The 17923-nt window shown below is 70.4% G+C and carries 19 protein-coding genes and 1 pseudogene; 10 read left to right on the top strand and 10 right to left on the bottom strand.

Annotated features, from left to right (window positions below; all coding sequences use genetic code 11):
- The first annotated feature begins 217 nt into the window (after nt 1-217).
- A complete protein-coding gene (locus ACIGJO_RS09630) occupies nt 218-1945 on the top strand; it encodes a sensor histidine kinase (RefSeq protein ID WP_399954626.1) in 1728 nt (575 codons plus the stop codon).
- A 217-nt stretch (nt 1946-2162) separates the two neighbouring features.
- On the opposite strand, the gene ACIGJO_RS09625 is transcribed toward ACIGJO_RS09630, so the two are convergent.
- Both ACIGJO_RS09625 and ACIGJO_RS09620 read right to left on the bottom strand, forming a co-directional pair.
- Entirely contained in the window at nt 2163-2642 is a 480-nt protein-coding gene (locus ACIGJO_RS09625; protein WP_399954624.1) for a hypothetical protein, read from the bottom strand.
- 630 nt (nt 2643-3272) lie between these two features.
- Entirely contained in the window at nt 3273-3488 is a 216-nt protein-coding gene (locus tag ACIGJO_RS09620) for a DUF6243 family protein (protein ID WP_399954622.1), read from the bottom strand.
- Between the two features lie 1094 nt (nt 3489-4582).
- On the opposite strand from ACIGJO_RS09620, the gene ACIGJO_RS09615 reads away from it, so the two are divergent.
- From ACIGJO_RS09615 to ACIGJO_RS09590, 6 genes and pseudogenes are all read left to right on the top strand, one after another.
- Nucleotides 4583-5458 carry a sulfurtransferase gene (locus ACIGJO_RS09615; RefSeq protein ID WP_399954620.1) on the top strand — a complete coding sequence of 292 codons (876 nt, stop codon included), beginning with the start codon at nt 4583-4585 and terminating at the stop codon, nt 5456-5458.
- Nucleotides 5459-6082: 624 nt separating this feature from the next.
- Nucleotides 6083-6433 carry a hypothetical protein gene (locus tag ACIGJO_RS09610; protein WP_399954618.1) on the top strand — a complete coding sequence of 117 codons (351 nt, stop codon included), beginning with the start codon at nt 6083-6085 and terminating at the stop codon, nt 6431-6433.
- Complete coding sequence (locus tag ACIGJO_RS09605; protein ID WP_399954616.1) at nt 6430-7431, top strand: hypothetical protein; 1002 nt, start codon at nt 6430-6432, stop codon at nt 7429-7431. The genes ACIGJO_RS09610 and ACIGJO_RS09605 overlap by 4 nt, the downstream gene beginning before the upstream one ends.
- A gap of 96 nt (nt 7432-7527) precedes the next feature.
- Nucleotides 7528-7926 (top strand): annotated as a pseudogene (locus tag ACIGJO_RS09600) (SDR family NAD(P)-dependent oxidoreductase); the annotation flags it as partial.
- 121 nt (nt 7927-8047) lie between these two features.
- Complete coding sequence (locus ACIGJO_RS09595; protein WP_399955640.1) at nt 8048-8320, top strand: SDR family oxidoreductase; 273 nt, start codon at nt 8048-8050, stop codon at nt 8318-8320.
- Between the two features lie 30 nt (nt 8321-8350).
- A complete protein-coding gene (locus tag ACIGJO_RS09590; RefSeq protein ID WP_399954614.1) occupies nt 8351-8779 on the top strand; it encodes an NUDIX domain-containing protein in 429 nt (142 codons plus the stop codon).
- Between the two features lie 238 nt (nt 8780-9017).
- Here ACIGJO_RS09590 and ACIGJO_RS09585 read toward each other — a convergent pair whose 3' ends face one another.
- Complete coding sequence (locus ACIGJO_RS09585; RefSeq protein WP_399954612.1) at nt 9018-9758, bottom strand: putative quinol monooxygenase; 741 nt, start codon at nt 9756-9758, stop codon at nt 9018-9020.
- Nucleotides 9759-9863: 105 nt separating this feature from the next.
- Here ACIGJO_RS09585 and ACIGJO_RS09580 point away from each other — a divergent pair, with 105 nt between their 5' ends.
- Nucleotides 9864-10841, top strand: a complete 978-nt coding sequence (locus ACIGJO_RS09580) for a helix-turn-helix transcriptional regulator (protein ID WP_399954610.1) — start codon at nt 9864-9866, stop codon at nt 10839-10841.
- 438 nt (nt 10842-11279) lie between these two features.
- Here ACIGJO_RS09580 and ACIGJO_RS09575 read toward each other — a convergent pair whose 3' ends face one another.
- Nucleotides 11280-11912, bottom strand: a complete 633-nt coding sequence (locus ACIGJO_RS09575; protein WP_399954608.1) for a hypothetical protein — start codon at nt 11910-11912, stop codon at nt 11280-11282.
- Nucleotides 11909-12346 carry a hypothetical protein gene (locus tag ACIGJO_RS09570; RefSeq protein ID WP_399954605.1) on the bottom strand — a complete coding sequence of 146 codons (438 nt, stop codon included), beginning with the start codon at nt 12344-12346 and terminating at the stop codon, nt 11909-11911. Before ACIGJO_RS09570 ends, ACIGJO_RS09575 begins: the two co-directional genes overlap by 4 nt.
- A 727-nt stretch (nt 12347-13073) precedes the next feature.
- On the opposite strand from ACIGJO_RS09570, the gene ACIGJO_RS09565 reads away from it, so the two are divergent.
- Nucleotides 13074-13871, top strand: a complete 798-nt coding sequence (locus ACIGJO_RS09565) for a hypothetical protein (RefSeq protein WP_399954602.1) — start codon at nt 13074-13076, stop codon at nt 13869-13871.
- A 170-nt stretch (nt 13872-14041) separates the two neighbouring features.
- Here ACIGJO_RS09565 and ACIGJO_RS09560 read toward each other — a convergent pair whose 3' ends face one another.
- From ACIGJO_RS09560 to ACIGJO_RS09545, 4 genes are all read right to left on the bottom strand, one after another.
- Nucleotides 14042-14314, bottom strand: coding sequence for a hypothetical protein (locus tag ACIGJO_RS09560; protein WP_399954599.1), 273 nt, complete (start codon nt 14312-14314; stop codon nt 14042-14044).
- 41 nt (nt 14315-14355) lie between these two features.
- Complete coding sequence (locus tag ACIGJO_RS09555; RefSeq protein ID WP_399954597.1) at nt 14356-14622, bottom strand: hypothetical protein; 267 nt, start codon at nt 14620-14622, stop codon at nt 14356-14358.
- 105 nt (nt 14623-14727) lie between these two features.
- Nucleotides 14728-14955, bottom strand: coding sequence for a hypothetical protein (locus ACIGJO_RS09550; protein ID WP_399954594.1), 228 nt, complete (start codon nt 14953-14955; stop codon nt 14728-14730).
- Nucleotides 14943-15515, bottom strand: a complete 573-nt coding sequence (locus ACIGJO_RS09545) for a DUF5994 family protein (protein ID WP_399954592.1) — start codon at nt 15513-15515, stop codon at nt 14943-14945. Before ACIGJO_RS09545 ends, ACIGJO_RS09550 begins: the two co-directional genes overlap by 13 nt.
- A 281-nt stretch (nt 15516-15796) precedes the next feature.
- Here ACIGJO_RS09545 and ACIGJO_RS09540 point away from each other — a divergent pair, with 281 nt between their 5' ends.
- Complete coding sequence (locus tag ACIGJO_RS09540; protein WP_399954588.1) at nt 15797-16291, top strand: DUF5994 family protein; 495 nt, start codon at nt 15797-15799, stop codon at nt 16289-16291.
- A 66-nt stretch (nt 16292-16357) separates the two neighbouring features.
- Here the strand turns inward: ACIGJO_RS09540 and ACIGJO_RS09535 are convergent, their stop codons facing one another.
- Nucleotides 16358-17557 carry a PP2C family protein-serine/threonine phosphatase gene (locus ACIGJO_RS09535; protein ID WP_399954585.1) on the bottom strand — a complete coding sequence of 400 codons (1200 nt, stop codon included), beginning with the start codon at nt 17555-17557 and terminating at the stop codon, nt 16358-16360.
- Nucleotides 17558-17923 lie beyond the last annotated feature (366 nt).

Genomic DNA, 17923 nt, shown 5'->3' with positions numbered 1-17923 from the left:
GGCCCGCGCCCGAACAGGACCCGATGCCCGACCCCGCGCCGGAACGGGACCGGACACCGCCCGGCTCCCCGCCTGAACCGGACACCGCCCGGCGCCCGCCCGGCGCCCGTCCGGCGCCCACCGCGTCGTCGGGCGTCCGGGCCCGTCCCACAGAATCGACCGAGCAGGTCAGGAGATCCCTCGGAAGGACGGTCGACGCACCATGCCGCACCCGCGTATGCCCTTGCTCCCGGCCAGGACCGTGCTCGGCGACGTGGCGCTGTGGGGTGTGCTCGCCGCAGCGACCGGCTACGGGTTCCGGGACGCGGGCGCGGCCTCACCGGTCCTGGACCTGCTCCTCCCGTTGGCGGTCCTGGCGGTCGCCGTACCGCTGTCCCGCCGCCGGCCGGGGGCCGCGACCGTCCTCACCAACGGGCTGTGTGTGCTGGGCCTGGCCGACTCCGCGACCCCCGCCAACGCCCACGTACTGTCGCTCGCCGCCCTGAGCTGTCTGCTGGGTGCCCGGGTCGCCGCGGCCCGGGGCCCGCTCCTGGTGCTGGTCTGGTGCCTCGCGGCCGATGTCGCGACATGCGCCGTGCTGCGGGTACAGGCGGTGTGGTGGTTCTACGCGCTGACCGTGCTGCCCGCCGCCCTTCTGCTGCCGTGGCTGGCCGGACGGCACTGGCGTGGCCGGCGCGAACTCGTGCGGGAGGGCTGGCGGCTGGCCCGGAAGCTGGAGGAGCGGCAGCACCTGGTCGCGGAGCGGGCGCGGCTGACCGAGCGCGCGGACATCGCCGCCGACATGCACGACTTCCTCGGCCACGCGCTGAGCCTGGTCGCCCTGCGCGCCGGGGCCCTGGAACTCTCCCCCGACCTCACCGACCGCGACCGCACCGACCTGGCCGAGCTGCGCGGGACGATCGCGGACGCCGTGGAGCAACTGCGGGAGACCATCGCCGTCCTGCACGATCCGCCAGGACCGGGAACGGGTACGGGCCTGCACACCAAGGACACGGTCGAGGACCTCCTCGGACGGGCGGCCGCCTTCGGCGCGCCGGTCCGGTGGGAGCGGTGCGGGGCGGTGCCCACGCTGTCCCCCCTGGTGGAGCGCGGGATGTACCGGATCGTGCAGGAGGCGCTCACCAACGCCGTGAAGCACGCGCCGGGCAGTGTGATCCGGGTACGGATCACGCACCAGGCCGACCGTACCCGCGTGAGCGTCGTGAACGCCGCCCCGCCGGCAGGCGGACCGGCGTACGGGGCCGAAGGCCCGGCGGCCGGCGGCGGCAGGGGACTGGCGGGGCTCCGGGAGCGGGTGACGGTCCTCGGGGGCTCCGTGCGGACCGGCCCGTACCAAGGCGGCTTTCGCGTCGCCGCCGTGCTCCCGCACCAGGTCCCGGCCCGCCCCCGACGACGGGGGGCCGGGACACCGGCGTCGGGGCCCGGGACGGCGACCGGGACGGCGACCGGAACGCGGGCCTGGACCCGAGGGCAGTACGACGGGTCCGCGCCGCCCTCCGATACCGCTGCTCCCCACCCGGTTCCCCACCCGGCTCCGTACACGGACACCGCCACCGCCCCGGAGTCTGCCAGACGGCTCGCCGACGTACGCAGCGCCGCCCGCCGCCGCTCCGTCGCCGCCGCCGTCGCGCCCGTCGCCGCAGCCGCCTTCTTCGTGCCCGCCGCCGTCTTCCTGGCCTGGCTACTGACCACGAGCGTGCTGCCGCCGTCCCGCTACGACGAGCTGACCACAGGCCGCCCGCGCGCCGAACTCGCCTCTCTGCTCCCGGCCCGCCCCTACCCCTTCCCGCCCGGCCACGCCCGTTCCCTGCCCCGGCCTCCCGGCACCACCTGCGACTTCTACCGGTCGGGCCGCGACCTGTTGGACCAGGTCGACTTCTACCGGCTCTGCTGGTCCGCCAACACGCTGGTGGCGAAGGACACCGTGCCTGCGAGCCGGCCCTGACCTCGACTCCACGCCCCGGTGATCCGAAGCTGGAACCTCGCAGGAGCCGCGCGATCACCACTCGTGCGACTGAGCGCTCCGTTCAGAGGTCCGCCCCGGGTCAGGATGGTCAACCAGCGGCTACGGTCCAGCTGTTGGCAGGCGTCACTGACTGTTGCTCGCCGTGCCGGCCGGTGCGCTCCCGGTGCAGCCTTCTGCTGCGCCGGTCACCGGCGCCTCATCGCCCGGTGAGGGAATCGACTGTGCCGAGGTCTCGGCGCATCACGTTGCGGAGCTCGATCACTGCCGCGTCGAACCTGTCCTCAAGGTCTCCGTAAGCCGGGCTGTCGACCGTGGATCCTGCCACGAGCAGGTCTCGTGTATCCCTCAGGACCACGAACGCGGAGCGAGCGGCATCCACCACCTCTTGTGGTGCCACGATGGCCAGCTGGTGGCGGATCTCGTACGCCCCAGGTGCCAGGAACAGCTCACGCACCCTTTGAGAGCGCTCCTCCGCGGGGATGTCCATCTGCGCACACTCGTTGAGGGCCGTTCGTATCCGCGAGAGCGCGGCGGTGTAGTCGCCGTACATCTGCCTCCGCAGGTCGAGATGCTGGCCGTCCCGCTCCCTGCGCCACCTGAACCGATCGGTGAACAGTGTCGATCCCACCCCGATCACCGCACCAAGTGCCGTGCTGACTGGCGATATCCACTCCATGCCAGGGGAGATGAGAACACTGGGAGACCATGGCGACGCTGTCTCCGGCCGTGTTCTCGCAGACGCCCGTGAGCCGGTCGGCCTCAACTGAATTCCGGTCTTTTCCCGACCTCACGCCTGACGCCGTGCTCCGGTGGCTCCTCCAACTCCGGCATTCCCGCCCGGCAGTTCCCACTTTCCGTCGCCCGCCCGGCGGATCGCCAGGAGCCGCCCGCCTTCCCCGCCGGGGCACCCAGCTCGATTTCCGCCCTATACGCCCTATACGCCCCCCCCGCGCCTTCGGCGGCGGGACCGGCATTACGGAACCTCATCGCCGAACGCCCCATCGCGTTCGGCAAGGTCGGCAGCCACGTCAGCATCAAGGAAAGCGTCCTGATGACGTGATGGCGTGCGTCGAGGGCACCACCGTCCGGCCCGTCCGGCCCGTCCGCCATCGTCGCTCCCGCTACCGACGGGCCGCCTGTGGGGGAACGCGGAGGGAAGCCGCCGGCGCTTCGGTGCTGTGCTCCACCGGGGCCGCCACGAACGTAGCCAAGTCGTACGCGGGCCCCCGGTACGACGGCAGGGCCCGGACCGTGCGTGACGGTCCGGGCCCTGCCCCGCGTGGTGCCGCCCTGCGGCGGCGGCGCGTCAGCTCTGTGCGGTGTCGTCGCCCGTCTGCCCGGTGCCCTCGGGCGCGCCTGCCTTCTCGCGCATCTTGCGCACCAGCTCCGCCTTCCGGTCGCTGGCACCCTGACGGTCGAGGTTGCGGTGCGGACCGTTGTTCTGCCGTTCGGCGCGGGACAGCCGCTTGCGCTGGCCGCCGCCCATGCCCACGGGGTTGTTGATGTTCTTGCTCACGGTCATGGGTTCTCCCGGGATGATGTGAAGTGATCTACGGATTCATCGGTGGGGGACGGGCGCGGCGACATCGAGGGACGTCAGCAGGGGCCCATCACGCTCTCACTCGTAAATCGGCGTCTGGAAGAACATGACAAAGACGTTACCCGGTTCCGCCGACCCCGCACGCCAGGCCTTTCGCCGCCCCGGCGCCGGCCGGGCTTTCGGCGAGCGCCCGGGTCAGGCGTTCCCCTCCGGGAACCTCACCTCCGTCGGCACCCGTCGGCACCCGCTGGCACCCGTCGGCATCCGCCGATGGTCGCCGCGCGCCCGGCGCGGGTCCAGACGGACGCTACCGGGCAGCCGCAGCCGCAGGTGTGGTCAGTGGTCGCGAGCACACCGACGGCATGAGCACCAGATCCGTGGAACCCGTCGTACACCTACGCGACAGCCGGCCCATCGGCCCACCCGTCACGAAATTTCAAGGTCGAGCCTCGGTAAAGGCAGTGACGGCACACGAATGGCACGCGCCAAAGAGGTCCGGACAACAAACGGCGACTGGGTGGCCAACCCCTGGCTCACCCCGCAGGGCCCGTCGTACGACCGTTTGGTGAAGTCGGCGTGGGCGGTCCTCGCGGAGATGCCGACCATGCCGCAGTCGCCTTCCACGCCGAGTTCTGGATTACGCCCGACGACCGGCCGGCTTTCTGCGGGACAGCTGGCCGCACCGGCGGTGGAACGATCAGCTCGATGGTTCGGCACGCGTTGGGGATCAACCTGGACGAGGAGTGGTTGTACGCGGAATGCGGCCGGCCCTCGACGCTCGGGACCACCGCATACCGGCTCACTGGGGCGCTCCGCATCCCACCACGGAAGGGTGTTCTTGGAAGAGATACCGGCGCTCGTTACCGGCACCGGGCGGTCCGGTGCGCCCGCGAGGCGACGCTGACAGGGGAGGTCGGTCCGGAGTTCCGCGACGGGGTCTAGCCCGGCCTGTTCCTGGCCGGGTTCGTGGTCGACGGCGACACGGAGGAGGATATGGCGGCCAACCCCGAACCTGTGGCGGCCTGGTTCCCCGACAACACCCGGTGGCGGACCGCCGATTCCTCCGGAGGTACAGCGTGAGCGCGACAACACCCACCACCACCGCTCCTGCCGTCGGACTGCCCGGCCCGCTGGTCGGCGCCGACTGGGTGGCCGCACGGCGGGGGAAGGGCCTGGTCCTCTTCGACGCCTCGGTCGGCGCCCACCGGGGCGCGGCCGCGCGCATTCCGGGGGCCCGGCCGTTCGACCTCGACGGCGACCTGTCCGACCACACCTCCGCCGCGCCCCACACCATGCCCGGTGCCCGGGAGTTCATGGAGGTGCTGCGCGCGCTCGGACTGAACGACACCGACACGGTCGTCGTCTACGACGCACAGGGCGTCTACTCCAGCGCACGGGCCTGGTGGATGCTGCGCGCCATGGGCTTCGACCGGGCCGCCGTGCTCGACGGCGGCCTGCCCGCCTGGACCGGGGGCGGCCACCCGGTCGAACCCGTGCCCGCCGCGTACGACGGTCCGCGAGGCGACTTCACCGCTCGGCCCCGGCCCGGCCTGATCGTTGACGCGGAAGCCGTCACCGTGGCCCTCGCCGACCCGGCCGCCGCCGTTCTGGACGCACGCACCCGCGAGCGGTACGCCGGGACCGCTCCCGAGCCGCGGCCGGGCCTGCGAAGCGGCCACATGCCCGGCTCTGCCAGCCTGCCCTTCGGGGAACTCCTGGCCGACGGATTCGTATTGCGTCCGGTGAACGAGTTGCGCGCGGCCTTCGACGCCGCGGCCGGGGGCCGTGAGCGGCTGCGCTTCAGCTGTGGCTCCGGAGTCACCGCCTGCGTACTTGCGCTCGGGGCGGCTCTGGCCGGGTACCGCGACCTGGCCGTGTACGACGGCTCGTGGAGCGAGTGGGGTCTGCCGTCCGGCCGGCAGGTGGCCACCGGCGAGAGCCAGCCTCTGTGACCAGGGGCGGACGTCGAGGTGGCGGGCTCACCGCGAAATGGCGGACGTTCAGCGGCCTGCCGCCCGGCCTCAAGGCCTGACCGGCCCTTTTCCGTCGTCGCTCTCGGCAGCTGCATGGTCACCCCGTTCATGGGAGTGCTCATGGCCAAGGCTGTCGGGCCGAGGTGAGAAGGGCGGTCGCCAGCCGCCCTGGTACGTGTGGCCGGGCGGGGGGCCAGGATTCGGTCCCGCCCGGACAGGGCCACTGGCGGCCCGCCCATTCACACTCCGGGATCGCGCCTTCCCAGTCATCGGTGCACCGGTCGGCCCAGGCACGGCCCACCATGACTGGCCTGGTCACCACGCCGTCGGCGGCCTCCTGCACCCGCACCACCAGGCCGAGCCCGTTGACTCCAGGGTTCCCCCGCGGACCGTAGGACACGTCGAGCACCCCACACTCGTGAGCGTGCGAGAGGAAGTGGTTCGACACCGGTCCGTTCGAGGAGGTCGCCGACGTCCTCGCCACCTCCTACCTGGAACGCTCCCGGCACCCCCGTACTGACCCGGGCCGAGTGCCGGGCCGGCGCCATCACCTCTCGACTCCTTCACGTTCTCGCTCTCATCGGCAGCGGGGCGCTGGTCCCCTTGTGGTCCACCCCCGGCCTGGCTCTGCCCGCTCCGGACGCGGCCACCGACGTCGCTGTAAGCCTGCGCGACGGCATCCAGGCCGCTATCGAGATCCGCCGCCAACTCCTCAAGGGAAGCCCCGACCTCCGCGCCCTCTACAAGGTCGCCGCGCTGCTCGCGAAGATCCAGCTCCGCCTCAGTGGGATCGAGTGCCCCTCCGACAGCGACGCCCTCGCCGTCCTCCTCGACGCCACGCGGCAGGACACGAGCCTGATCACCACCGCCCGCACCGAGCCGCTCGCTGCCGAAGCGCTCGCACTCCGCGTTCTCCGGGCTTGGCTGGACACCCTCCCTGGGGAGACGCGGTGAGCGCGAACGTCCGGCGGTCCATGGCAGCAACGGGTGTCTTCCACAAGCCGGTGGCGACCCGGGAGCGGGCCGAAGCCGAGGCGAAGGGATGGGTGCGGCTCGCCTCCCGCATCGCGGTTCCGGCCCTTCACGGACAGATCGCGATACCGGGCAGGCAACTCCTCGTCTACGAGGATGTCTTCGCCACCGGCCGGTGTGAGCTGCTCATGGGCGACGTGATCGCCCTCGCCGACCGCGAACCGACCGTCCAGCCCCGCCTGGACCGCCTCGTGGACGGCGTCTGCACCGACCTGCGGGCAGCGGCTGAGGAGACCGGGAAGAGCGTGCCGCTGGCCGAGTGCGTCCCGGACCTCTATCTCGACCGCATCCGCCCCGGTGGCCGGCTGGACCGCTGGTACCTGCGCCGTGGCCTGCCGCTCGCCCTGCCTCAAACCGATACGACCCTCACCCTCCGGGAGCTGGCGGACTTCACCCTCACTGCCAACGGCAGACCGCTGACGTTGAACGTGGCCGACACCATCGACAACCTCCGCCATGCCCTGGCTCCCGACCGCCGCAGGTTCGCCGGCCTGACGCAGGGCGACCCTACGGAACCGAACATCGCCGACCCGCTGTGCTGGCTCGACTTCGAGTTCGCCGGGCGCAACACCGTCGCGGGCGAGGCCGCCAACCTGCTCTGGTACCTGATGGCCCTGGGCGGCTGGCTCGTCCCCCACTACCAGCCCGACGTGTACGCCCGCACCCTCCGCCTCGCCCTGTCGCCCCTGACCGCCCGCGCATCGAGCACCTGGAACTGCACCGGAGCAGTCGCCACATTGACGTCCGGTACTCCTGGAACACCGGCCCCGGCCGCGCTGCGGCCATCACCCGTGCCCTGGACGGCCTTCGCAGGGAGAACGGCTGCGGCCTGGAGGAGATCCGTGCCTTTCTCGCCCTGCGCGTCCTCGGCGTCATCCCTCCCTCCCGGCTCACCGGACACGACCTCCTGCTCGTCCTGATCAAACTCGCCGAGAGCCAGGACCCGCACACGACGCTCGACACCTTCTTCACCACCACACCGGCCCCTCACCCCCACCCCGGCGAACGGAGCAGCAATGTCCCTGCCCCTTCTCGAGACTCCTCTCCAGACCCGGCCGCTCCAGGGGCGCACCGCCCTCGTCACCGGCGGGGCCACCGGCATCGGCGCCGAGATCGGACGGGCCCTCGCCACCGCCGGAGCAACCGTCGCGGTCAACCACCTCGGCCAGGACCCCGACGCCCACGCCCTCCTCGCAGCCTTCGAGCGTGCGGACAGCCCCGGGGTCGCGGTGAACGCCGACCTGACTGATCCGGGCAGCGTCCAGACAATGGCCGGCCTCGTCCGCGCCGAGATCGGACCCGTCGACATCCTGGTGAACAACGCCGGCTCCTACCCCCGCGTTGCCTGGCAGGACACCGACGAGACCGCCTGGAACTACTCCCTCGACGTGAACCTCACCACTCACTACCGCGCCTGCCACGTGCTCACCCCCGGCATGATCGAACGCCGCTGGGGCCGGATCGTGAACATCGGCAAGTGTCAACGCCCGCGCCGGCCGGACGAACCTCGTCGCGTACAGCACCGCGAAGGCAGGGCTGCTGGGACTGACCCGCTCCCTCGCCCGCGAACTGGGCCCGTACGGGATCTGCGTCAACACCGTCATGCCCGGGGCCATCCAGGTCGAGGCCGAGAACACCCTCCCCGTCCAGCACCGTGCGCGGCCGGAGGACCAGATCAAGCGCCAGTGTGTTCCGCGCCGTGGACGGCCCGAGGATGTCGCGGCCCTGGTGGCGTTTCTCGTGGGCCCCTCCGCCTCGTTCATCACGGGGCAGTCCGTCCACGTCGACGGCGGCTGGCTGCTGCACTGAGAACACCAACAAGCAAGGAGACAAACCGAAATGATGGAACGAGTCCGCGCCGTCCTCGTCACCGCAGACGACACGGTGCTGGTCATCCGCCGTACCCGGCCCGGCATCCCCGAATACTGGGTCCTGCCCGGTGGCGGCGTCGAACCCAGCGACGCGTCCCGGGAGGCCGCCCTCCACCGGGAGATCCACGAGGAAATCACGGGGAAAGCCGACATCATCCGCCTCCTCCACACGATGGAGTCCGACGACGAGCGCCAGATCTTCTACCTCGCCCGCATCTCGACCTGGTCCTTCGACGACCGCACCGGTCCCGAGTTCAGCGCCGAAGGCCGCGGTGAATACGCGCTGGAGGAGATTCCGCTGACCATGGCGGGGCTCGACGGCATCGACCTCAAGCCCGAGGAAATCGCCCACGTCCTACGGGGAGCCATCAGTGCCGGAAGCCTCGGAGCCTCGTAGTCGAGGCATCGCTCTGAGCCTTTGACGTGTAAGGGCGCAGAGCATCCCGACCGCGCATGTGACGCAGGCCACGTGAGATGAATGGTGAGAAGGAGGGCGGTGGTGGCGGTGCTCTTGTCGGCGGGGCCACCCTGCGTGTCATTAGTGCAGGCCGGAAGGGCTCTTGTGCCACGCGAATGGCACGCACCATTCAGGAGGTCTGAGGGATGTCCCACGGGGAGAGAGGACGCCCCGTCTCTCAGCGGATGAGTGAGCGGCCTGTGGGCGTCAGCCGGAGGAGCCGGGGAGCTGCGGCCTGCGCTCGCTCGATGCCCGGAAGTATCTCGTCCCGTACGAGGGGATGGTCCATCGCCTCGGCGATGTGGCGACGGTGAGCGTCCTCGTCCGCGTAAGAGGTGAAGACCGAGACGATGTTCTCCCCGGTGCGGACCGGGAGCCGGGGGAATGTGTTGTCCGCCGGCTCGGTCGCGAGTACGGCGAGGGGCGCGGGCCCCGTCTCCCGCAGCGCCGGGACGAGACCGTTGTGGATCAGTGCGGCGCCGTCCTGGTGGCCCGGAGGGGAGTGCCACAAGGCAGCGGCCACGAACCGATCCGGGGCCGCGGCGCCTTCCTGCGGCCGTTCGGACGGGGACACTGCGAAGCCGCTCCGGGCCACCAGGGGCCGCAGCAACAGGACATCGTCGGAATCGGCCATGGTGGCGTTGGCCTGAGGGCCGTGCTTGGTCCAGACCGGCCCGTCGTAGAAGGCCGACAGAGCCTCCCGCCGGGCCTCCATGTCCGTGAAGCCGCGCAGCCAGATGAAACGGTCTGGATCGTCGAGGTCCCGGAACTGACCGAGGACGATCATCCCGGTCTCCTCCTGGGTTTCGACGAACTCCCGGTCGAACAGGTCGATGAGCTCGTCCCGGCGGCCGGGGCGCAGGGTGTACTGGCGAAGCTCGATTACAGCAGGGTGGCCGACAGGGTCGGTTCTGGGCACAGCGGACTCCTCGTTCGCGTTCTTCGGGCCGTGTGGACCGACCTGGACCGACGGTAGGGCCCATGTGTGCCAGAACCTGTCAGTGTTCTGGAGCAGAATCCTCGTATGACTGCCGACCGGTTGCTGTCGATGCTGTTGCTGCTCCAGACCCGCGGTCGCATGTCGGCGCGGCGGCTTGCCGATGAACTCGGGGTCTCCGTGCGTACCGCCTACCGCGATCTTGATCGCCTGCAGGCCTCCGGGGTCCCGGTCTACGCCGAGCAGGGCCGCACCGGCGGCTATCAGCTGCTCGACGGCTACCACACTCACCTCACCGGGATGAGTGAGAGCGAGGCCAGGGTGCTGTTCCTCGCCGGGCTGCCCACGCCCGCCGCCGACCTGGGGCTGGCCGCGGAAGTGGCGGCAGCGAGACTGAAGTTGCTGGCCGCTCTGCCGACAGCCCTGCGCGAAGAGGCGACGCGCACCGACGCGGTGTTCCACCTGGACGCTCCGGGCTGGTACCGGGAAGCCGAGGCGACTCCGTACCTGCCCCTGCTCGTGGACGCGGTGTTCAGCCGGCGTGCGGTGGACGTCCGATACCGCCGTTGGCGCGAACCGCAGGAGGTGGACCGTCGGCTGCATCCCTACGGCCTGGTGCTCAAGTCGGGTACCTGGTACCTCGTGGCTGCGGTCAACGGCAGGACCGCCACCTTCCGGATCACTCAGGTCCTCGACGCGATGTTGAGCGACGAGCGCTTCGAACGGCCGGAGGGCTTCGTCCTGGGTGATTACTGGTCGTCCTACTTGGACGACTTCCAAGCGCGGCGCTATACGGGTACTGCCACCATCAGGCTGTCTCCGAGGGGGCGCGAGCGGCTGGCTGCCAACGTTCCCCCTGAGGTGGTGCGGGCATTCGACGCTACCGCAACCGCGGTTGGCGGTGACGGCTGGACCGAGGCCGTCATCCCGACCGAGAGCACTGAGCATGCCTGTGGCGAGCTGCTGCGGCTCGGCATCGATGTCGAGGTCATCGCGCCGGACGAACTGCGCCGGGTCATGGCTGAGGCCGTGTGCGTACTCGCTCGGACTTACGGACACAGCTGACCGGGCGGGTCAGGGGCGTCTTGGCGACGTGGTGCGGACGTGGTGCGCGACGTCTGAATTGGTCTGGACAACACAAGGCCCGGCTCTGGGGCGATGTCCCCGACCGGGCTTGAGGTCCTGGAGCGGGTGACGAGAATCGAACTCGCGCTCTGAGCTTGGGAATCACCCGGTACTTGGTCCCGTGTATAGCGTCTGACCTGTGGGAACGCGCACCGGTGACATCGTCCAGGCTGCTCCGTCGGCACCCTTGGTGACCGCTGTTTACCGCCGCTTCTGGCACGCTGTGGCACGGCCTCCCGTACGTGCGACCGCTCGGACGAAGCTGCCCGGTCCGGGCTGCGTGGCCGATGATGATTGCCGAGTGAGCACCATCAGAATGCGGCTGTTCGGACGCAGCAGGCCAGCTCTCGGGGCGCCCTGGTGCGGTGTGTCCAGTCGCTACCACGTGGTCAGGTCGACTACGTGGACACAGTGGGGGTCGGATGCGTCTGTCACCCAGCGTTCCTCTTCGCCGATGAGCGAGGGCAGGGCGGCCAGCAGGGCGGTCAACGCGCCGGTGAGCTGTACGTCGGCCGCGATCAGGCCGTCGGCCCTCTCGACTGCGAGGTAGAGGCGCATGGTGTCCTGGCCGGTGAAGAGGAACCCGCAGAGTGCTGGGCTGGGCGGGGTCTCGACGAACGGCCAGGCCAGCGTGCGCAGCACGCGCAGCGCTTGATCCGTGCTGGTCGCGTCGGCGGGGTCGAGGACGGTGGTATCCACCGGGACCAGGGGCATGCCCATCACGGTCGCGTCCGTGTGGGGGAGAGGGCCGGATGTGAGCGTGCGTGTCCAGCCAAGTACCAGTGGGGCGGTCACCGGCTCCTCGTCCTCGTCCGACAACGGGACTTCATAGGCGACCAGTTCGTGTGGCGCCACTGTGCCGGCGGCTCCGGTTACGACCCGAACCGCATCCCGCGCCGGCAGCACACCGCGCAGGAAGGTCCCCCTGGCAAGGGGCATCGCTGTGTAGTCGAGGAGGAAGCGCGTGATGTATGCCTGCTGCTCGACCGTTTCCCCGGCGGGGTTGTTCACTCGTTGATCCAGTCCGGGCACCTGTTCATGCCCTTGCAGTAGGCCGTGATGACACCGATCTTCTTGCCCCTGCCCGCGTCGTACTCACCATCGGACGTGCGGCGGGCGTATTGCACGATGACCACGATCGTGACCAGCTTGGTCTGGTTGCGGGCGACCCCGTAGTACTCGAGTCTGCCTCCGTTCTTCTTGTCGACCCTCCCGGCCAGAGCTGCGTCGACCACCCGGCACCTCTTGATGTTGTGTTTGCCGGAGAAGTGGTTCCAGCCGAGATCGGCGTTGCCGTAACGCGTAGGGATCACCCGTCCCTCGGGGTCGGTCTCCTCACACTTCACGCTCTTGTTCCAGTGCTGCGCCGCTGACGCCTCGCCCACGGGGGCGCCTGCGAGGCAGGCGCTCGCGACAACTGCGGTGAGAATCTTGATCATCTTCATGACCGGACCGTGCCACCCCACCGCACGGCATAGTCCTTCCCCACGGTCAGAATCGTTTCTCTTCCCCTGGACGGATGAGGTCTGATGGACAGCCGAGTGAACATGTCCGGGTCCGTCGCAGTGTCATCAGCTGCCTGGCGATGCTGACGGACAGGTCATCAGGGGCGGCAGTGGTTGGTACCTCCTGGACACCGAGACCCGGACGCGGGACCACGCCAGAAGTGTTCCGACTGTCGGGTTCCGGCACGGCGCGGCGCGGCGCGGCATAGCGAGGAGAGCGACGTGCGTGAGAGGCGTCTGTCCGTCCCGGAAGTGGCTGAGCTCCTGGGTATGGCCGAGCGCTTCCCTCGGCGGCTTGTGGGGGTCTCTGAGCCGCCGAAAGAGGGGCAAGGTGGTGCGTAGGTGGTGCGCGATGCTTGGACCGGTCCAGGCAGCAAAGAAGCCCCGGGTCGTCGGCCTGGGGCTTCTTCATGGAGCGGGTGACGAGAATCGAACTCGCGCTCTGAGCTTGGGAATCACCGCCGCCCACCTCGATCGTATGAGGTCTGACCTGCGGAAACATGCCCTGGCGACCTCATCTCGCAGGCTCGTGGACACCGGTGTCGACCGCTGTTATCCGCTGCTGAGGGCACGGATGGGGCACGTTTCTGCCCGATGCCTTGCCGATGTCGGGCGCCCGGTCAGGTCCTCCCCGGTGCTGGCGGTTTCCGCGACTAGCCTCCGCATCATGCTGCGTATCGTCGACACCCGTACCGGCGGCCTCGTGGAGATTCCCTCCGTACGCCGTCATCTGCTGAGCATCTGCGTCCACCTGTTGGCCGGCGACGTCGGGTTCGGCCTGGGGGACCTGCGGGCGCTCCTGGTCGGTGACGTACTGGCGCGCACAGCGGAGCTGCACGGCCTGCAGTCCCGTACGTCCCTCACCACGCCGGACCTGCCGCCCGAGCAGGCCGAGGCACTTGAGCGCGCCATGTCCGCTCTCGGCGTCCACCCGCCCGCCACCGTCGATGTTCACCATCTGAACGGAACGCTCTGCGCCGCTGCCGACGTACACGTCCACGCGTACGGGACCGCGGCACAGGACGCGGTCGGCGGGGTCCTCATCGAGGTGAGCCCGGTTCGGGGCGCCCAGGACCGTGCCCACCTCCTGGACGCCGCCGCCCCGGAGGGGACCGATCCACTGGCCGTGAGGTTGCTGATGCTCGGCCACGCCTACCGCACGCCGGTCACGGTCACCGGTACGGCGCTCGAAGGGGCCCGGCGGACGCTGGGGGACTGGCGGCAGCTGGTGGCCGACTGGGCACAGGAGCCGTCCCGGCCGATCCCTGCCGATGTGCTGCGGCACGCCCATGACGTGCTGGCGGACGATCTCGGCGTCCCCGCCGTCCTGGACGCGCTGGTCACCGTGGCGAGGCGCGCCGACGTACCGGCCGGTGCCAAGTTCGAGACGTTCGCCTTCCTCGACCGCGTCCTCGGACTGGACCTCGCGCGCGAGGTGGGTCACCAGCACTGGGCGGCGACATGACGTCGGGTGCGCGGGCCTCGTGGCGGCGGTCGTCACAACGGCCCCAGCGCATTCACTCCGCCGAGGCCGCCCTTCCGGATCGCCACACGTGAGCGTGCTCGATCCACTTCAATTCTACGACCGCGGGCCGGACAGGACGAGAGGGAGAGCGGGCCCGTGGGCGGTCCGGCTCAGCCGCGTTCTTCCTCCTCGGCCTCCATGCGCCGGATTCCCTGGTGGGTGAGGGAGACCATCGCGGGGGTGTTGCCCGGTTCCCAGTCGACGGTGATCAGTTCCTCGCCGGCGAGGTAGGTGCAGGCGGCGGCCAGGTCCTCCTCCGGAATGCGAAGGTCGTTCCGCAGCTTCCGCCCCGGGATTCCCAGGAGACGGTTGCCTTCGGTGGCTTCGTAGAGGGCGGCCAGGACCCGTTCGCGGTAGACCTGTCGCTCGCGGAGTGTCGCCATGACCGAGTCCTTTCATGCGGGTGAGGAGCGGCAGGCGCTCCTCACACCTCGTCGACGTGGGTGCCGGTGCGAGAGGACGGTCCGCTGGTGGCGAGCCAGGAGAGGGCGGGTTCCGCGCCTGATCCGGTGTCGACGGTGAGGTGGAGCCGTGTGCCGCCTTCGGGCCCGGGGTAGCTGCGCTGTTCCGGCCCGGCGAAGGAGCGGCGGATCACTTGGGCGACCGCGCGGGCGGCTTCGGGGGTGGCGGCGACGATACGGATCTCGGCGTGTCCGGCCGAGGGCAGGGTCGTGGTGTCGGTGGGGTACAAGGTGCCTGGTCCCTTCGGAGGGCGAGCGAGGGGCCGGCGGGTGGGTTGTCCCGGGTGTCGGGTGCCCCACCCGCGGCCTTCGGCCGGAGGAATGGTCTGGGGTGGTCAGGGCCAGGTGCCCGTGAGCCTGCGGCGGGAGGCTTGCCCTGCCGAGGTGTCTTGCTCCGTCGGCGTGGGGTGGCTGTGGCCGGGCGGCCGGCGAATGGCCGGGAAGGGGTCGCCGAAGTGGTGGGCCGCGATGCGGGCGTCGTGCTGGGCGTTGAGCCGGTGGATCAGGCGCGTGCCGAGCGCGATCAGCAGGGCGATGACGGCGATCGTGATCAGGGTTTCCATGGGGTCACCTCCGCAGGTGCCTCGGCATGGGGATCATCCGCGCGCCGATGAGTGGGTGCCGCAGGGGCGCCGGGGGCGGCCCCGCCATCGGCCTCCCAGCCGTCCTCGCTGCTGCGGGCGTCCCGCATACGGCGGCCGGTCTCGACCTCGTCGGACATCAGGGCACCGGCGGCCAGGACGCTGCCGGGGATCGCTGCGGCGGCCATGAGCCGGGCGGCTGCGGCGGGTTCGGTGTCGGGCGGAATCACCAGCAGGTCGCAGCGGCCGACGGTGTAGGAGAGCAGGATCATCTTGTCGGGATCCTGTTCGGTGAACCAGCCGACGTGCACGGTGTGCCCGGTGACGGCGACCTTGTGCGGGACGACGGGCCAGCGGGTGGGGTTCACCGCGACGCGCGTGATGCGTCCGAAGTGCTCCTCCAGTGCGTCGACCAGAGGCGGAAGTTCGGCGGCCAGGTCATGCGAACGAGGCCACCAAGCGCCGTCCAAGAGGCCGGCGAGTGTGGTCTTCGGTGTCAGCGACAGGCGCGCAGAAAGGGCGGGTGCGAGAGTGGTGGTCATGATCGCGGACCCGTCTCCGGGCCGCCCTGCAGGGCGGCCCAGTGTCATGATCGCCGGAAACGACGTCCGCGTGGGAGCGGGTGCTCGACTTACTCCCGGTACTTTCAGCGTACTCCGCCCAGCGGTCGGACGAGCCACTCTTACCAGGTGATTTCCCGCCGGGCACGCCGTCCGGCCGATGGTCACGGGTATGACCGCAGGCCCGCGGAGTACCGTGTGACCACGGCGGTATCTCGCCGGCCATGAGGCGTCGGCAGCCCCGCGCAGGCAGGCGGACCACCATGGCCGAATCCGATACCCCCACCCCTCCCCAGCTCCTTCCGGACGAGATCCACCGAGCGGTGAATCCCGGCACGGCCCTGCTCCGACTGCGGACGACCCACTCCCGCGAAGGCGTCCTCGACGGCGCCTGGTGGCCCCGCTCCCGTGCCGTCGGGACCGAGCTGCCCGCCCTGGTCCGGGCGCTCACCACGCACCTCGGCCCCGTCACGCGCGTCGGCCGGGACACGGACGCCTGGGAGGAGGTCCCGGCTCGTGTGGTCGTCGACGACCGGGTCGTGCACCTCGACTCCTTCCCCGTCGGAGACGCCACCGTCCTCATCACCCGTGGCGACACTGACCACTTCGCCCTTCTGGTGGTGCCCCCGGACACGACACCCGACGCGGCACGTGATGCCATGGCCCGTGCGGTCGACGCCCGTAACGTCACCCGGGCCGCCGAGATCCTTGTCGCCACGCATCCCGAACCGGTGACACACCGCCCGGAGCCGGCGTGATCCGTACGGCGAAGCTCCTGCCGCCCTGCATGCCGCCTCACCGGCACCTCACGGCACGGCCCTCCGTCACCCGCGCCACTCGACCAGGACCAGCGTGGCGTCGTCCGAAGTGGCGTTGCCCCGTGCCCGCTTGAGGGTGTGCGAGAGGTCCCGTACCACCGCGCGGACCTCTCGGTCCGCCCGCTCCAGTTGGTTCACCCAGTCGATCAGCTGGTCCTCGCCGAACTCCTCCTGTCCGCTCGCGTGTTCCTCGATCAGCCCGTCGGTGAAGCAGAGGACGCGATCCCCCGGTTCGAGCGTCACGGCGCTGACCTGCGGCTGCGCCCCTCCGAAGCCGACCGGCAGGGTCGTGGGGCTGTCCAGACGTCCTACGACGTGGTGTTTGCGGATCAGAATGGGGGCGGGGTGTCCGGCGTTGACCCACTGGAGGCGGCCGGTGTTCGTGTCCAGCCGCATCATCTGCGCGGTCACGAAGTGGTCGGGTGCGAACTGCTCGTCCACGGCCCGGTCCATGAAGAGGTAGATCTCGGACAGCTCGATGCTGATCCGGCGGGCGTGCCGGTAGGCGCCGATGGCCACGGTGGCCATCGTGGCCGCGTCCAGACCGTGACCCATGGCATCGATCACGGCGAGGTGGAAGGTGTCCCCGTTCAGGGCGTAGTCGAAGCTGTCGCCCGCCACGTCGTACGCGGGCTCCAGCACGCCGGCGACGGTGACGCGCGGCGTCACCATCGTCAGCGGTGGCAGCAGCGACCACTGGATCTCGGCGGCGACGCTCATCGGTTCGGTGCGACGGGTCCGGAAGAAGAGATCGGTATGGCCGTTCTTGGTCTGCAACATGTCGGCGATCAGACCGGCGATCCTGCGCAGCAGGCGGCGGTCGTCGTCATCGACGGCGTCCAGCGTGACGGCCAGAACGCCCGCCTGGTCGCCCCCGTCCAGCAACGGCAGGAGGACCCGCACGCCGTCGGCCAGCACGAGTTCGACCGGGCGCGAGGTGAGGAAACACCGGCCGGCCTCGGAGCCGTCGATGAGCTGCGGTTCCCCGCCCGCCAGCCCTTCGCCCGGCAGGGGGACCAGCCGCTGCTGCCCGTAGTCCTGGAGCAGGATCTGCGGATCCCGTCCCCCCAGCCGCGCCACCGTGTCGGCGAGCACCGGCCCGACCCGATGCGGCGGCAGCTCGTGGGCCCGGTCCAGGAGCCCGCCCAGCAACCCCTCTCCGAAGCTCTCCGGGCGATCCGGATCCCCGGCCGATCGGACTGTCATCCCGCTCCCTTCCGCAGGGCGACGGACGGGCTGCGCAGCGTCTGCGCTGCTGTCCGGCCGTACCGGGCTGACGCAGGCCGGTGTCAGTCGGTGTCTGGCAGACACGGGGCCGGGCCCGTTGGCGGCGGTCTCGCCATCAGGATGCGCCTCGGCGGCAGGGCACGCCACACGGCCAAAGGCCAAGCCGGAAGCCGCCCGCCCCGGCCTCGCTCGCGATTCGCCATCTGGATCAAGCCTCACGCTGGCCAGCGCGTTTTAAGGGCTGTCCCTTAGAGCGACCGGCAAATGGTGGGCGGGGCTGCCCAGCCGGGCCCGAACGCAAGGCAGGCACGAGCCTGAGTGATCATGGAGTTCTTGACGCTCAGT

It is taken from the genome of Streptomyces sp. NPDC079020, from assembly GCF_044542225.1.
GTDB lineage: Bacteria > Actinomycetota > Actinomycetes > Streptomycetales > Streptomycetaceae > Streptomyces.
Note: the sequence above shows the minus strand (reverse complement) of the source record. Positions and strands in the feature narration are given on the sequence as shown.

Excerpts from the sequence above, each read along its gene's own strand:
- ACIGJO_RS09540 (WP_399954588.1), top strand. The coding sequence starts at position 15,797 with ATGGCCGAATCCGATACCCCCACCCCTCCCCAGCTCCTTCCGGACGAG.
- ACIGJO_RS09560 (WP_399954599.1), bottom strand. The coding sequence starts at position 14,314 with ATGGCGACACTCCGCGAGCGACAGGTCTACCGCGAACGGGTCCTGGCC.
- ACIGJO_RS09550 (WP_399954594.1), bottom strand. The coding sequence starts at position 14,955 with ATGGAAACCCTGATCACGATCGCCGTCATCGCCCTGCTGATCGCGCTC.
- ACIGJO_RS09620 (WP_399954622.1), bottom strand. The coding sequence starts at position 3,488 with ATGACCGTGAGCAAGAACATCAACAACCCCGTGGGCATGGGCGGCGGC.
- ACIGJO_RS09630 (WP_399954626.1), top strand. The coding sequence starts at position 218 with ATGCCCTTGCTCCCGGCCAGGACCGTGCTCGGCGACGTGGCGCTGTGG.
- ACIGJO_RS09590 (WP_399954614.1), top strand. The coding sequence starts at position 8,351 with ATGATGGAACGAGTCCGCGCCGTCCTCGTCACCGCAGACGACACGGTG.
- ACIGJO_RS09570 (WP_399954605.1), bottom strand. The coding sequence starts at position 12,346 with ATGAAGATGATCAAGATTCTCACCGCAGTTGTCGCGAGCGCCTGCCTC.
- ACIGJO_RS09565 (WP_399954602.1), top strand. The coding sequence starts at position 13,074 with ATGCTGCGTATCGTCGACACCCGTACCGGCGGCCTCGTGGAGATTCCC.
- ACIGJO_RS09625 (WP_399954624.1), bottom strand. The coding sequence starts at position 2,642 with ATGGAGTGGATATCGCCAGTCAGCACGGCACTTGGTGCGGTGATCGGG.
- ACIGJO_RS09580 (WP_399954610.1), top strand. The coding sequence starts at position 9,864 with ATGACTGCCGACCGGTTGCTGTCGATGCTGTTGCTGCTCCAGACCCGC.
- ACIGJO_RS09545 (WP_399954592.1), bottom strand. The coding sequence starts at position 15,515 with ATGACCACCACTCTCGCACCCGCCCTTTCTGCGCGCCTGTCGCTGACA.
- ACIGJO_RS09535 (WP_399954585.1), bottom strand. The coding sequence starts at position 17,557 with ATGACAGTCCGATCGGCCGGGGATCCGGATCGCCCGGAGAGCTTCGGA.